Genomic DNA, 13,999 nt, shown 5'->3' with positions numbered 1-13,999 from the left:
GGCCGATGACCCACCGCCCAGCGTTTGGTTTCCGCGACCAGTCACTCTAACTAACGCTGTCGCCCTAGAATGTCGGTGCCTCTTGAGATGCTGGGGGTATGGAAAGCAGAGCGGCTTCAACCGGGGGAACTGGGTCCGGGGAAACTCGGACCGGGGGAACCTGGAGCGCCGAGAGCAGGGCGGCCTTGGAGGCAGTCTTCGCGTCGGCTGCGGCGCTGGCTGACCTCGCCGGCGTCGGGGTGGACCGCTCCGATCCGGCCGGCGCTGGTCAGCCAGGCGCTGGTCAGCCCGGCACCGATGCGTTCGAAACTGGTCAGCCCGGCACCGATTCGCTGCGGGATGCTGATCCGTTGCGGGCCTTCGCGGATGCTTGCCTGGACGGGCTGGCCGAGTTGGCGCGGTTGGAGTCCGGGCTGGCCGCGTTGAAGGTGAGACTGTCCACCGACTACGTGCACGCGGCCGGGGCGCTGGTGCCCTGCGCGGCGTCCCCGCAGGACCGCGCCGCGCAGCAGATGGCCGCGGTCGCCGAGGTCGCGTGTGTCCTGACCGTGGGGGAACGCACCGCCGGGGCGCTCCTGTCAGACGGACAGGCATTGACGGCGGCGCTGCCGCTGACCCTGTCGGCCCTGCAGGCCGGGGAGATCTCATGGCAACACGCCCGGATCATCGTCGATGAAACCACCGGCCTGGACCGGGCCGGAGCGGCCGCACTGGAGGCCCACTTCCTGGACCCCGACGCGCCGGACCCGGCCCGCGGATGCCGGGCCGGGGACCTCGTGGCGTCCCGGTTCCGCGCCAAGGCCCGGGCGTGGCGGGAACGCCACCACCCGCTCAGCATCGAAACACGCCACGCCAACAGCGCCGCGGACCGGCGGGTCGAGTACGTCCCGGACCGGGACGGCATGGCCTGGCTCTCCGCATACCTTCGCGCCGACACCGCCGCGGGGATCTGGGACCGGTGCACCGCCGCGGCCCGCGCCCTCCAGGGCCCGGACGAGGCCCGGACCCTCGCCCAGCTCCGCGCCGACACCACCGCCGCCTGGCTCCTGACCGGCGGCAGCCACAACACCGGCACCGGCGCCGGAAGGCTCCAGGGTCGCACGCCCGGCACCGGCACATCTGGTGGGGGTGCGGGTTGGGCCGGGGAGGTGCCGTCCCCGCGGGCGCAGGTCCTGGTCACCGTCCCGGTCCTGTCCCTGCTGGGCGCCACCGACGAACCCGCCGTCCTGGACGGGTACGGGCCGATCCCGCCGTCGATGGCCCGCCGTCTGGTCACCGACGGCGCCGACTCCTTCTACCGTGTCCTGACCGACCCCCGCGACGGCACACCGCTGGAGATCGGCCGGACCAGCTACCGTCTCACCACAGCCCAGCGCCGATGGCTCCGGCTCCGCGACGGCAAGTGCCCGTTCCCCGGCTGCAACAACCACTCCCTGGACAACGAAGCGGACCACCTGCTCGCCTGGGCCGACGGCGGCAGCACCGGCATCTCCAACCTGGGCCAGCCCTGCCCGAAACACCACCGCCTCAAACACCGCTCCGCCTGGACACCCACCGGCGCCAGCAAGGACCACCCGCCCGGATGGACCTCACCGTCCGGACGGCACTACCCCAGCGAACACCAGGACTGGGAACCACCCCACTGGCCACCCCAGTCCCTGCCCGCCCAGGACCCCGGCCAAGATCCTGCCCAGGATCCCGGCGACGTTCCCGGTCCGGAACCCGGATTGCCCGCGGACCCGTTCCCGGACTGGCACCAATTTGTGGCCGCGCAATCACCGCCGGCGGGAGAGATGTTCGATCCCTATGGGTCGGGGGCGCACGACAACGACCCCTTCCCGGATAGCCTCCTGCTGCAAGATGCCTTACCAACCAGCAGCGTGCCATAGCAGCGCGGCTATCCAAGCAAGCTAGTCAGTTGGTTCCTGCCGTCTGAGCGCTACAAAGCAAGCCCTGGGACGTCCGCGGGTCTGATTGGAGGACCCTACTACTCAGTAAACCCGGTCCACGCGGGCAACGTTCGTGACGGTCTACTCCATAACCCGGCGCTGATGTCATTGGTGTGCGAGGGGGCCGTTTGTCCCGGCCCCGGTCCCGGTCCCGGTCCCGGTCCAGGCGCTCAGGCGTCCAGGCGCCCAGGCGTCCAGGCGCCCGGGCGCCTAGGCGCAGCGTAGGCGGCCTCCAGTGACACGCCGGACACGACCGGACAGGGCATGGGGCCCTTGCCATGGCCCGGAGGCCTGCGTACGCTCACTCGGCAACCGGTATTCTCGGCGGGTATTCGTAACTTAGAGGTCCGCCGACACTGAATACGGCCACAGTTCGAATAACGAAAGGGACAATGATGTCGGATGCTTGGCTTGTGACGTCGGCCGGGGATTTGGTTGCAGCCGAGCGAGTTCAGAAGATCAGCGTCGGAACGGGGACCCAATCACACCGTGTCCTGGCTCAGCTCGTAGCCGCAACGGGATACGAATTGCTTGTCGAATTCAACTGGACTGCAAAGGGCCTGTTTCCCGACAGGATCAAGTCGGCAAACATGGCGGCGGCCCGCCAAGCACGCCTTGAACTGATCGTGGCCTTAGACGACGCTCGACGGCTCGCCAAGACCTTAAATGTGACCCATACAGTGAGCTATGCCTCTAAGGAAAAGCGATGGCGGATCACCAATCTGGCCAAGCAGGGAATCAACACAGCGATAGGCGACGTCTAGAAGGGTCGCACCCCGGGGCCATGCCCTTGCCAGAACGACGCGCTGCCTGTTCTGAAATCCGATACAGCCCGCGTGCTCTTCTCCCGGCCCCTGCAGCACCGCGGCCTAGACGGCGCGGCCCTACCTCGGCGACTGCTTGAGTGCCATCGCGGATCCGCCGCCGCGTCTGACGGGCTCGGCGGCTGCGACCATGCGACCGTCGTCCCGGAATTCGATGGCGGTTGCGGCGCCGATCTCCGCTGCCGAGGTGAACGCGTCCCCCGACGGCGTGAACTGATGGCCAAACGGTGTCAACTGACTGCCGTACGCGGCGATGAACTCCGGCTCGGCCGTCACCTTGGCTGTGTTGCGTTGCGAGGCACGCGGTGCAGCGATCGCCTCGGAAATGGTCATGCCCAGGTCCACCCGATTCAAGATCGTCTGCAGGACGGTGGTGATGATGGTCGATCCGCCGGGCGAGCCAAGAGCGAGGAACGGCTTGTCCTCCTTGAGGATGATGGTCGGCGACATGGACGAGCGCGGGCGCTTCCCCGGCTCGATCCGGTTCGGGTCGGCCTGGTCGTAGACGGTCGTGAAGTCGGTCAGCTCGTTGTTGAGCAGGAAGCCGCGGCCGGGGACCACGATGCCGGACCCGCCGGTCTGTTCGATCGTGAGGGTGTAGTCGACCACGTTTCCCCACTTGTCCGCGACCGTCAGATTGGTCGTCGAGACGTTCTCCGTGTCCTTCTCATCGGCGGGCGCCACGGCGGCAGCCGGGCACGCGCCGTCGTACGAGGACACGTCCCCCGGCGCAACCGGCTTCGCCGCCGCGTGCAGCGGGTCGATCTGGCAGGCACGCTCCTTGCCGAAGATCGGATCGGTGAGCGCCGCGGTGGGGACGCGGACAAAGGCGGGGTCACCCACGTACTTGCCACGGTCAGCGAATGCAAGCGCGCTCGCCTCGAGGTAGTGATGCAGGGCCCCGGGCGTGGACATCGCGGACAGATTGGAGGGCTCCAGGATGTTCAGCGCCTCGCCGACCGTAGTGCCGCCGCTGCTGGACGGGGCCATGCCGTAGACGTCCAGGTCGCGGTAGTCCACGCGCGTAGGCGCCTGATCCATGGCGCGGTATGCGGCGAGGTCCGCCGTCGTCATATGGCCTACCGGAACCGGCAGCGTTGTGCCGGCACTCTTGGGTGGAGCCTTTACGGTGGCCGCGATCTCGGCCGCGAGCGCGCCACCGTAGAAGCTTTCCGTGCCGTTCTTCGCGAGGAGCCGGTAGGTCTCGGCGAGGTCGTGGTTTTGGAAGACACTGCCGACGGCGGGAGCGTCACCGCCCGGGAGGAAAAGCTTGCTCGTTGAGGTGAACGCCTCAAACCGGAGCTTGTTGTCGAGGGTCTGCTGGCGGAACGTCTTGTCGACCACAAAGCCCCGGGTCGCCACTTTGATGGCGGGCTTGAGGGCATCGCCAAGGCTGAGAGTGCCCCACCTGTCGAGGGCACGCTCCCAGGTGGCCGGCGTGCCGGGGACGCCTACGGAGATGCCGCTCGTAACGAGTTCTGGGGTGAAGCGGTAGGGCTGTTTGGTCGCCGGGTCGATGAACGCGTCGTGCGGCATCTTTGCCGGTGCCGTCTCGCGGCCGTCGATTGTGCCGACTTTGCCGGTCTCCGCGTCGTAGAACACGAAGTAGCCGCCACCGCCAATGCCGGAGCTGTAGGGCTCGGTCACACCGAGGGTCGCGGCTGCGGCCACGGCGGCATCCGCCGCGTTGCCGCCCTTGCGGAGAACCTCGATCGCCGCTGCGGACGCCTCCGGGTCCACCGTGCTCACAGCGCCGCCGTAGCCAGTGGCCGTCGAGGTCTTTTCCGTCTCCCGCGGATCGGCGAACGCCGGGCCGGCGACAGCGCCGCCCGTCACGCTCAATGCCAGAGCCGCCGTGAAGGCCACCAAGCCACTTGTCAGATTTGCCATGATCGCTCCCGGGTCCGAGTGACGCCTGTTGACAGTTATTGTCACGCTACTCCGCATGCCTGTGACACTCAATACCTGCCCCAACAGTAGGAGATGCCATTTCGGCAGCCCCGAGAAGATGCCGATGTACTGATTTGCGGGACGCTTTACACGCCGTTCACGGAAATGGGGCCAGTGCTTGGCTGAGAAGCTTCCCCTGTATGTTCAACTGATGAGGCAGGGATGCTCACATTCCGCGGCGTGCAGAGTGCCCGGTGTCCGCCGCAACACCGGCAATCGCTGGTTCCACACGCCGCAGAACCGCACCGAGCCCAGCAAGGAGAGACATGATGAACGCAACGACAACCCCTCGGCGCAGTGCGCTAGTGGTCGGGGGAACCGGGATCGCCGGCCGTGCCCTGTGCCGGGAACTCGCCGCCCAGGGGTGGCAGACCACCAGTCTGTCCCGGCGCCAGGCCGCCCCCCAGAACGGCGTCAAGACGGTCCGCGCCGACCTGACTGATCCGCAGTCTGTACAGACGGCCCTGGCCGGGCTCAACCCCTCAGACGTTTTCTTTACCGCTTGGAGCCGCAGGCCTACGGAAGCGGAGAACATCGCCGTCAACGCCGCCATGGTCCGGAACGTCCTGGACACGACCGGTCCGTCCGGGAACCTGCGGCACGTCGCACTCGTCACCGGCCTCAAGCACTACCTGGGCCCCTTTGAGGCCTATGGCACCGGCGCGACACGCGACACCCCCTTCCACGAGGACGAGCCGCGACTGGACGCCCCGAACTTCTACTACGCCCAAGAAGACGAGCTGTGGCAGGCCGCCGAGCACTACGGGTTCGCCTGGAGCGTGCACCGCTCGCACACCATGATCGGGCGCGCCGTCGGCAATGCCATGAACCTCGGCCAGACTTTGGCCGCGCAGGCGGCCCTGTGCCGCGCCGAAGGCCTGCCCTTCGTGTTCCCCGGCAACGAGGTGCAATGGAACGGGATCACGGACATGACAGACACCGGACTACTCGCCCGCCAGATGATTTGGGCGGCCACCACCCCAGGCCTGCCCAGCCAGGCCTACAACACGGCGAACGGAGATGTCTTCCGCTGGCGCTGGATGTGGCCGCGGCTCGCGCAGCTGCTCGGCGTCGAACCCGGGGGCTACGCCCGCCATCCGCGCCCCTTGGAGGAGCAGATGGCGGGTAAAGCCGGCATGTGGCGCGAGCTGGCCGAACGGGAGGGTCTCGTCGAACCCGACCTCGCCCGTGTGGCGTCCTGGTGGCACACTGACAGCGATCTCAATCGCCCCGTCGAGTGCTTCACCGACATGACCCGCAGCCGCAACGCCGGGTTCACCGGCTACGCCGACACCCTCACCGCCTTCGCCATCCTGTTCGACACCCTGCGCGACGAGCGTGTGATCCCCGCCTGACCGAGGGCGCTTCCAAAAGGCAGCGGCACGCGCGTTGACCGCTGGACATCGTCTTCCCCAACATCGTTGACAGCATCCCCTCGACCGGGTGTTGCGCAGCGGTCCTGAGCGGTATGTTGCTTGAATGGACGATACATCTCAGGTCATCGTGGTTGGCGGCGGGTTTGCTGGCATGACCGCGGCCGAGGAACTCGGCCGCAAGGGCATCCAGGTACTCCTGATCGACGCGAACAACTACCACCAGTTCCAGCCCCTCCTGTACCAGGTGGCGGCGTCGCAAATCGGCGTTTCGGCGGTGGCCCGACCACTGCGTTCCGTGTTCCGCGGCATTAAAGGGGTGCGCGTCCTCACCGCCGAGGTGACGGCGATCGATGCCGCCGCCCGCGCTGTCACCACAGCCGACGGCTCCCGTTACCAGGCACGCATCCTTGTCATTGCCGCAGGCGCCGTCCCCAACTTCTTCAACACCCCGGGCGCGGAGGAACATGCCTACCCGCTGTACTCGGTGGCCGATGCCACGCGCCTGAGCGCTGCCCTCACCGGCGTCCTGGATACGGCGGACCGCGGGCAGGCGGGCAACGCGGACGTCGTCGTGGTTGGCGGCGGACCCACCGGAGTGGAGACCGCCGGCGCCTTGGCGGAGAACGTCAAGTACCTGGTGCCGAAGTACTTTTCGCCAGAGCTGGCGGCCCGGTGCCACGTCCATCTGGTGGATATGGTGCCGCGCGTGCTGATGGCGTTCTCTGCCAAGTCACAGGAGTACACCCGGGACCGGCTCGGGAAACTTGGAGTTCAGCTGCACATGGGCCAGGGGGTCACTGACGTGCGCGCCGACGGCGTCACGCTGGCGGACGGGACGGTCATTCCGGCGCGGATCGTGGTATGGGCCGGCGGCCTGCAGGCCGGAAAAATCATCACCGAGTCTGGCCTCCCCCAGGGGAAAGGCGGGCGCATCGACGTGCTGCCGGATCTCACCGCGCCCGGAGTCGATGGTGTCTACGTACTGGGAGACGCAGCCAACATCACCGATGCCGCGGGCGCCAAACTGCCGCAACTCGGTTCGGTGGCGCAGCAGTCCGGAAAATGGGCCGCCCGCAACATATACGCTGACCTGACCGGCGGCACCCGCCGACCGTTCGCTTATTGGGACAAGGGCTACATGGCCATGGTCGGCCGTGGAGCCGCAGTAGCCGAACTCGGCCGCAAGCGCATCCAGCTGCAGGGCCCGCTGGCGTTCGTCTCCTGGCTGGGGGTTCACCTCGCCTTGCTTCCGGGTTTCCAGCAGAAGGCCCGGGCACTCTCCTCTTGGGCCGCCGGCTACGTGACGCACAGCCCGTCGCAGGTGGTTGTCGGCAGGCCGGACTGAGGCCCCTGCCGGGGCTAACTCAGAGTCACGTGTCTGACGCCATGAGGCAGAACTTCCGGTCCGCCGTCGGGGGCCCGTTGCCCTCGACTGGCTGCCCGACGGGAGGTAAGCTGGCTCACCACCGAAAAGCGGCAGAGACCAATTGCAGAGGGTAAGCCGATGACCGAGAATTCGCACGGCGGCCAAGACGCTGCGGCGCCGGCCGGGCATCCCGCGCCGGATGCCAACAATCAGGGCGATGAGTCCCGCAGCGGTGCTGATGTGGGCGAAGCGGTCGACGTCGCGGAGTCGGGCACCAAGGCGCAGGGGGACCACTCGCATCCGGAGCGGGCCAAGTCAGGCGAGGCGCCCGTGGAGCAGGTGTTCAACGACCCCGCGATGACGCAGGGGCAGCGGACCGCGAGCGGCTCAGACAAGACAGACGGGACGCTGCCGCCGGGGCCTTCACCTGCCAAAGCCGGATCCGGCGGCGCCCAGTCCGTAGTGGGGGCCCGAGAGTCGGACCGTCTCGCGGGCGGCGAGCAGCCGACCACAGGCAAGCCCTTCGATACCGGTAAGAGCGAGACCGGTACGAGCGACACCGGTACGAGCGACACCGAAACCGGCGACGACGGATAGCACGTCTGCGCTCAGGCCCACGGATCCTTGAAATTCACCTGAACAAGTCGCAACGCCATAGCTCTAGGTCCTACACCCAGGTATTGACCGAAGGGAGCGACGCCGTCACCAACCGCCGCGCGTTGGCGTATGTCCCTTTCGGGCGTCGTCGGGCATGGCCATTTCGGCCCGCAGGCCCAGGAGTCGGATCGGACGGCCCGCTTCGATTCCGGCTGCGAGGTCCAAGGCCCGCGCGAGGATTTCGTTCCGGTCGAATGTCTGAGGAATCTTCCTAGCGTGGGTCGTGGTGAAGAACGGCGCGTACCGGACCTTGAGGGTCAGCCCCACCACGGGCCGTCCTTCCGCCACAACATCCTCAAGGACGCGCGCTGTCAGCTCCCTCACGGCGTCGTCCACCTGGGCAGGCTCGGTCAGGTCGCGCTGGAAGGTGGTCTCCCGGCTATGCCCGCGGGCAACCCACGGGGTGTCGTCCACAACGCTGGCGCCGTCCCCGCGTCCGAGCTCCGCGTACCAAGGACCCATCCTGGGGCCGAACTCCGGGACCAGGTCTTGGGGATCGGCCGCGGCGAGCTCGGCGACTGTGTTGATGCCGAGTCTGGCCAGCCGGCCCGACACTTTGGTTCCGACGCCCCACAGGTCCCTGGTGGGCCGACTGCCCATGACGTCGAGCCAGTTCCCGGCAGTGAGACGGAAGACGCCGGCCGGCTTGCCGAAACCGGTGGCGACCTTGGCCCGGACCAGGGTGTCGCCGATGCCCACGCTGCAATGCAGCTGCGTCTGCTCCAGCACAGCCGCCTGCACCTGCCGGGCGTAGGCTTCCGGATTCTCTGTCTCCGTGCCGACAAAGGCCTCATCCCAACCCAGCACCTGCACAGTGGCGCCGGGCTGCGCGCGCAGGGTAGCCATCACCGTTTCAGACGCCGCGAGGTAGGCCTCGTGATCGACGGGCAGGATCACGGCGTCTGGCACTTTCCGGGCCGCTATGCGCAAGGGCATTCCGGAACCCACACCGAACGCCCTGGCTTCGTAGGATGCGGTGGACACCACGGCCCGTTCCTTGGGGTCGCCCCGGCCGCCGACAATGATCGGCCTGCCCGCAAGCTCCGGCCGCCGGAGCACTTCGACCGCCGCGATGAACTGGTCGAGATCAACGTGCAGCACCCACTGGATTCCGCTCACGCCACCAGTCTGCCCTAAACAGCCCTGGCAAGCACCGGCTCTCCACCGAGCCTGGCCGCCGGCCCTGCTGCCTCCTGACCCTCTTTGAATTCCAGCGCCGCAGACGACCTACACCGCACCTGTGCCGACGACGTCGTGATGCTGCGCCGCTACATGGTCGACTTTGGACTATTGGAGCGGACGCCGTCAGGCTCCACCTACTCGCGGCACCACGAAACATAGGCTTTGAATACTGTTGGCGGAAGCTATGCCTCAGTGGTCTGATACCGCTTTGCCCGTTCGTCGAGAATGGCGGTGGCCCTGGCTAGGCGCCCAGGGAGCGGGGTCAACGCCTCACGGAGCCAGAGGGTGTCAGTGTAGGCATGGAACCGGTCCGGACTGACATGCAGTTCCTTGGCTACGGCCAAGACCTGATTGTGAGCCGTACGGTAACGTGCCGACGACATCTGGTTCCGTCGCCGGTGCACTTCCAAGCGCACGTCCATGTTGGCCAGATCGAGGGCCGCCTCTGCTTGGGCTCCTTCGTCAAAATCCAGCAATCCGAGCGGGGACCGGTCCTCGGCTGCGATGATCTGCTTGCCGTGCAGGTCTCCGTGGGACCAGGCTAGCGGATCCGGGGCCGTCCGAAGCAAATTCTTCGTCACATCCTCTGCCGCGGCCCGCAAGGCGCTGCATTGACGCGACATCTCCGGCACGTTTTCAAAGTGACGCAGCCAGCGGTTCACGCAGCGCCACAGATCTGCTGCTTCCACCTCTGCTGAGCGGAGCGGCAGGCTGTTCAGAACGCTCCGGGCGGCGCCGTCGTGTGGGGCGCTCAGCTGAGCGACCCACGAGCGCGACCATTTCTCCCATGCACACCCGAACGATTCATCGCTGGCCGTGGAGTCATCCACGCACAGCTCGTACAAGGTCGGTCCCTGGACTGTGCTGAAAACGATGACATCCTCGGAGCTGTGAAGGATGCTAGGGGTCGTGAAGGTACCGACTGCGCCCAGGAGAATGTCCACGTGCGCGCAGCGTTCGGCGGAGGCGATGGCCTGCCCTGGCCGGAAGATCTTGATGTAACAGCCCCCCGCCCGGACCACGGCCCGCCTGTGGGGCCGATACGCAACGAGTTCGCCTTGCTCGGCTTCCGCCCGCAAGGCGGGCAGTTCAGGATCGTCGAGCGGCACAAGTTCAAAGCGCCCGTGACGCAGGTAACCTCCACGGACGGCGCCGGCCTGGCCCTGGTCCTGGACTTCAAGCACGTAGTCTCCCGGCCTCCTGTCGAACCAGGCCCGGTTGACGCGCCAGGTTGTGCCCGTAGCTTCGTCGGCGTATTCCAGGCCGGGCAGGTACCAACTCATCGGATCAGCTCCAGCGGTGGAAGTGCCACTTCAGACTGTGTGACCCAGCATGACGGAAGACCATGAGGTCCAGATGAAAGGCGCATTAAGGAACCCTCATGAATGGGGCGACGTCGGATCGCCCTACCTGAGGTGCGGGAGATCTCAGCCTTTCGGGCGACGAAGTGCCCCGCTGCATACCGGGATGGGCGGGGCTCTTCGAATACACACACCACTTCAGCGGTAGCGCCGCGGATAGCAGCCGGTCGAGCCACTCTCGAGGCAGTTCGGGTCAAGATGCCCTGGGCGTAACCGGCTGCAGTATCTTTGGCGACTTGGAAGAATGGAGTCATGGATTTCAACCGGCTGCTGCAGATCCGGCGCATCTATGCGCAGCCCGCTGCACTGGAGCTTCCCAGGGGCAATGAGATCATCGGACGCTGGCCTGACGCAGAGATCGTGCTCGTCGACAACCACTGGAACATCCCGGAGGTGCACGGTGATGAAACGAACGTGCCGCGCTGGTCCCGGATCAAGACGGAGGCGCTGGTCCTTGGCGTCAAGAAAGCGCTGACCATCAAGCCGAACGGCCGTTCCGCGGACTTCATTGCACCTTCAAGTGCGAACGGCTGCGCCATGGCATGCGCCTACTGCTACGTGCCCCGGCACAAGGGTTACAGCAACCCGGTAACCGTGTTCGCGAACATCGACCAGATTGCCGGGGCGCTTGAGCGGCACGCCACACGCCAGGGCATGAAGCTGGAGCCCAACCAGTGCGACCCGGAACTTTGGGTCTACGACATCGGTGAAAACAGCGACTGCTCCGTCGACGCGCTGACCAGCGACAACGTGGAAGACCTCGTCACGCTCTTCCGCGACTTGCCCACCGCCAAGCTGTCGTTTGCCACCAAGTACGTGAACCGGGCAATGCTCGGCTGGGACCACGGCGGTCACACCAGGATCCGCTTTTCCCTCATGCCCTCGGACTTGGCGAAGTCGATTGACGTTCGGACCTCGCCGGTGGCTGAACGCATGGCTGCAATCAACGACTTCGTCGATGCCGGGTACGAGGTGCACGTGAACTTCTCCCCCGTCATCATCACGGACACCTGGCTCAGCGATTGGGAGGAGCTGCTGCGCCAACTCGATGCGACTCTGACAGCCGCCGCAAAGGAGCAGCTCGCGGCGGAAGTGATCTTCCTGACCCACAACGAGCGGCTCCACGAGGTCAACTTGGGGTGGCATCCGCAGGCGGAGAACGTGCTGTGGCGCCCGGACCTCCAGGAACCGAAGGTCTCGTCCAACGGCTTCACCAACGTCCGGTACCGTTCAGGAGCCAAGGCGGGCTATGTGCGGCAACTGACCGCGCTTATTGAGGAGATCGCGCCTTACTGCCGCGTCCGCTACGCGTTTTGAGCTTTCCTGTGCAGCGGGTTCGGTGGCCTTCGGTGGGCTCGCCCTCCGGCGGAGCCGGCGCTAAGGGAGGATGGCGTAAATGATGGCCCAGTTCATGGCGAGATTGAATCCGGCGTGCGCGGCCACCGCTCCCGCGAGTGATCCTGTGAGCTTCCGGAATCCGTAGAAGGCCAGCGACGCCAGGAACATGGCCGTCACCCAGAACAGCGCCGGCAGCGGCAGGAACGCCCAAGCTCCGGCCACAAACACCACGCCGTAGTGGGCCAGATGGGTGACGGCGAACGCTGCCGCGTCGATGAGCGCTGCCCGCCGGTCACCGAGTTGAGACGCGAAGCTCTCGTGTGCGACGCCGCGGTACAGGAACTCTTCCCCGAGCGGGCTGAAGAGCATCCCGATGGCCGCGAAGATGATGAAGTAAATGAGTCGGTCGTCCTCCGACAGTGCCGCCGGCAGGCTCGAGTACGAACGGGCGATATAAGCGAACGGGTTGGAAACAGTGTGGCCCCACAGCGCAGTGGCGCCGACGTGCACCCCGAGAGCCATTGCGACGCCGGCAAGTACTGCCGGTATTAGCCAGCGCCGCCTTGACGGTCGAACCAGCCCGATGCGGTTGCGCCCTTCCCGCGTCAGAAGGATGAACGGCAGCGCGATCATGGCCACGAACACGAGACTCACAACCTCGTAGCTGCCGGTCACGTTCGCCTGCAGCACGAGGGCCACTCGCACGAGCCCGAAAAGGGTGAGCAGCAGGATGCCCGTGCGCAGGTTCAGTGGGGGGCGTGAGCGGAATGGTGCTCGGACGGTGAGGGTCACACCGCGATTGTATGGGCCAGCGCCTCAGACCGGCTCCAACTAAGGGGAACGCCGCCCTCGTGTCCGCGGCGGCTGCCTGTAGTTGGACAGGGCGGCGATGCTTGCACCCGATTTCCATTCGTCGCCACTTATATCCTCGACACCGGCCTTCCGTGTCACGGTCGAGGCCACCTTGCCTCGACGACCCGCTCCGCCTTTACCCATCCGCCCGGTCCGCGACCGCAATGACAGTGGCGCCTAAGACATGCTCGGGTCGCTCGCCTCAGAGAATCGGTCGATCCGCTAGTGTCATGGCGGAAATGCTGGCACCGTGAAGCCGGCGTGATGGGGGATCATGTCTGAGCATCCGGATAGCGCACCCGCGCGACCGCTTCGCCGAAAGGCGGCGAGCCGCAGCGAAAACGAATGCTGACGAGTCGTCCCAGCCCAGTCCATCTAGGGCGTGAAGCAGCCATTTTGACTCACAGGCCGAAAATGCCGCATCCGGCGCCGACGAACTGAAGCTCCCAGCCGTACAGGCCGTACAGGTATGCGTTCTTGGCCCGCCACCGTTCGACCAAAATGATGGCGAACGGGTAGCAAATGCCACCGGTGCAGACCGTGTTCAGAACGCCCTAAGCGCACCAATGTTTCCGCCATCAGGCGGTCGCAACAACAAAACGAAAAATGGGGAAATGACTATCTACGAAACATGCAATGCGACTCCGGTTTCTGCACCACCGCCGGCACCCGACCGGAAGAATTCTTTGTTGAAAGGCATCGCGCTTTTGGTGCTTGGCGCACTGGTGGCGCTAGCCGGCGGACGCTTTTTGTCGCAGCGGACACAGTGAATGCCTATGTTGACCTGTCCGGCCTTGCCGACAAAGACCTAGAGCTGTTACCGGACGGCAAGTCGGTAACGGTTCGGCTGCCCGAGTCTCAGCTCGAAAAACCCAGCCTCGACTTTGGCCGATCCTATACTTTCGATCAGGACCGCGGCATCTTCGACCGGATCGCCGACGCGTTCGAGGCACCGGATCAGGCAAAACTCTACAAGCTCGCCGAGACGAAGTTTGCCGCCGCGGCGGCGGAGTCAGAGCTCCGTAAGCAGGCCACCGAGAACACCAAGGCATTTTTGACCAGCTTGTGCGGCAGACTCGGACTCCAGGTCACTTTCCGCGACTAGGGCGCACGAATCAGGGCACTATCTGCGCAGACAGAAGGC

12 protein-coding genes are annotated in these 13,999 nt (G+C 66.0%); 8 read left to right on the top strand and 4 right to left on the bottom strand.

Annotated elements, in window-relative coordinates; all coding sequences use genetic code 11:
* Nucleotides 1-185 precede the first annotated feature (185 nt).
* On the top strand, nt 186-1,889 hold the full coding sequence (locus BM372_RS06630) for an HNH endonuclease signature motif containing protein (protein ID WP_256214077.1): 1,704 nt from the start codon (nt 186-188) through the stop codon (nt 1,887-1,889).
* 452 nt (nt 1,890-2,341) lie between these two features.
* Nucleotides 2,342-2,713 carry a hypothetical protein gene (locus BM372_RS06625; protein WP_090953399.1) on the top strand — a complete coding sequence of 124 codons (372 nt, stop codon included), beginning with the start codon at nt 2,342-2,344 and terminating at the stop codon, nt 2,711-2,713.
* A gap of 120 nt (nt 2,714-2,833) precedes the next feature.
* On the opposite strand, the gene ggt is transcribed toward BM372_RS06625, so the two are convergent.
* Complete coding sequence (gene ggt / locus BM372_RS06620) at nt 2,834-4,663, bottom strand: gamma-glutamyltransferase (RefSeq protein ID WP_090953397.1); 1,830 nt, start codon at nt 4,661-4,663, stop codon at nt 2,834-2,836.
* Between the two features lie 329 nt (nt 4,664-4,992).
* On the opposite strand from ggt, the gene BM372_RS06615 reads away from it, so the two are divergent.
* From BM372_RS06615 to BM372_RS06605, 3 genes are all read left to right on the top strand, one after another.
* Nucleotides 4,993-6,078 carry an SDR family oxidoreductase gene (locus tag BM372_RS06615; RefSeq protein WP_090953394.1) on the top strand — a complete coding sequence of 362 codons (1,086 nt, stop codon included), beginning with the start codon at nt 4,993-4,995 and terminating at the stop codon, nt 6,076-6,078.
* 124 nt (nt 6,079-6,202) lie between these two features.
* Complete coding sequence (locus BM372_RS06610; RefSeq protein WP_090953392.1) at nt 6,203-7,444, top strand: NAD(P)/FAD-dependent oxidoreductase; 1,242 nt, start codon at nt 6,203-6,205, stop codon at nt 7,442-7,444.
* A gap of 159 nt (nt 7,445-7,603) precedes the next feature.
* Complete coding sequence (locus tag BM372_RS06605; protein WP_090953390.1) at nt 7,604-8,062, top strand: hypothetical protein; 459 nt, start codon at nt 7,604-7,606, stop codon at nt 8,060-8,062.
* A 105-nt stretch (nt 8,063-8,167) separates the two neighbouring features.
* Here BM372_RS06605 and BM372_RS06600 read toward each other — a convergent pair whose 3' ends face one another.
* Nucleotides 8,168-9,223, bottom strand: a complete 1,056-nt coding sequence (locus BM372_RS06600) for a DNA polymerase IV (RefSeq protein WP_090953388.1) — start codon at nt 9,221-9,223, stop codon at nt 8,168-8,170.
* 102 nt (nt 9,224-9,325) lie between these two features.
* Between BM372_RS06600 and BM372_RS06595 the strand changes: the two genes are divergently transcribed.
* Nucleotides 9,326-9,463: a DUF2087 domain-containing protein gene (locus BM372_RS06595; RefSeq protein WP_090953385.1), complete on the top strand. Its 138-nt coding sequence runs from the start codon at nt 9,326-9,328 to the stop codon at nt 9,461-9,463.
* Nucleotides 9,464-9,486: 23 nt separating this feature from the next.
* Here BM372_RS06595 and BM372_RS06590 read toward each other — a convergent pair whose 3' ends face one another.
* Nucleotides 9,487-10,587 (bottom strand): protein kinase family protein, encoded by a 1,101-nt coding sequence (locus tag BM372_RS06590; protein WP_090953383.1) that lies wholly within the window; start codon nt 10,585-10,587, stop codon nt 9,487-9,489.
* 330 nt (nt 10,588-10,917) lie between these two features.
* Between BM372_RS06590 and BM372_RS06585 the strand changes: the two genes are divergently transcribed.
* Nucleotides 10,918-11,982, top strand: a complete 1,065-nt coding sequence (locus tag BM372_RS06585; RefSeq protein ID WP_090953381.1) for a spore photoproduct lyase family protein — start codon at nt 10,918-10,920, stop codon at nt 11,980-11,982.
* Nucleotides 11,983-12,042: 60 nt separating this feature from the next.
* Here BM372_RS06585 and BM372_RS06580 read toward each other — a convergent pair whose 3' ends face one another.
* Nucleotides 12,043-12,795: a CPBP family intramembrane glutamic endopeptidase gene (locus tag BM372_RS06580; protein WP_090953379.1), complete on the bottom strand. Its 753-nt coding sequence runs from the start codon at nt 12,793-12,795 to the stop codon at nt 12,043-12,045.
* Between the two features lie 691 nt (nt 12,796-13,486).
* On the opposite strand from BM372_RS06580, the gene BM372_RS06575 reads away from it, so the two are divergent.
* Nucleotides 13,487-13,960 (top strand): DUF4230 domain-containing protein, encoded by a 474-nt coding sequence (locus BM372_RS06575; RefSeq protein WP_090953375.1) that lies wholly within the window; start codon nt 13,487-13,489, stop codon nt 13,958-13,960.
* Nucleotides 13,961-13,999: the final 39 nt, after the last annotated feature.

The sequence above is a fragment of the Arthrobacter sp. ov118 genome (genome assembly GCF_900116495.1).
Classification (GTDB): domain Bacteria; phylum Actinomycetota; class Actinomycetes; order Actinomycetales; family Micrococcaceae; genus Arthrobacter.
This window is presented reverse-complemented; position numbering and strand designations above follow the sequence as displayed.

Excerpts from the sequence above, each read along its gene's own strand:
- BM372_RS06625 (WP_090953399.1), top strand. The coding sequence starts at position 2,342 with ATGATGTCGGATGCTTGGCTTGTGACGTCGGCCGGGGATTTGGTTGCA.
- ggt (WP_090953397.1), bottom strand. The coding sequence starts at position 4,663 with ATGGCAAATCTGACAAGTGGCTTGGTGGCCTTCACGGCGGCTCTGGCA.
- BM372_RS06615 (WP_090953394.1), top strand. The coding sequence starts at position 4,993 with ATGAACGCAACGACAACCCCTCGGCGCAGTGCGCTAGTGGTCGGGGGA.
- BM372_RS06610 (WP_090953392.1), top strand. The coding sequence starts at position 6,203 with ATGGACGATACATCTCAGGTCATCGTGGTTGGCGGCGGGTTTGCTGGC.
- BM372_RS06605 (WP_090953390.1), top strand. The coding sequence starts at position 7,604 with ATGACCGAGAATTCGCACGGCGGCCAAGACGCTGCGGCGCCGGCCGGG.
- BM372_RS06590 (WP_090953383.1), bottom strand. The coding sequence starts at position 10,587 with ATGAGTTGGTACCTGCCCGGCCTGGAATACGCCGACGAAGCTACGGGC.
- BM372_RS06585 (WP_090953381.1), top strand. The coding sequence starts at position 10,918 with ATGGATTTCAACCGGCTGCTGCAGATCCGGCGCATCTATGCGCAGCCC.
- BM372_RS06575 (WP_090953375.1), top strand. The coding sequence starts at position 13,487 with ATGCAATGCGACTCCGGTTTCTGCACCACCGCCGGCACCCGACCGGAA.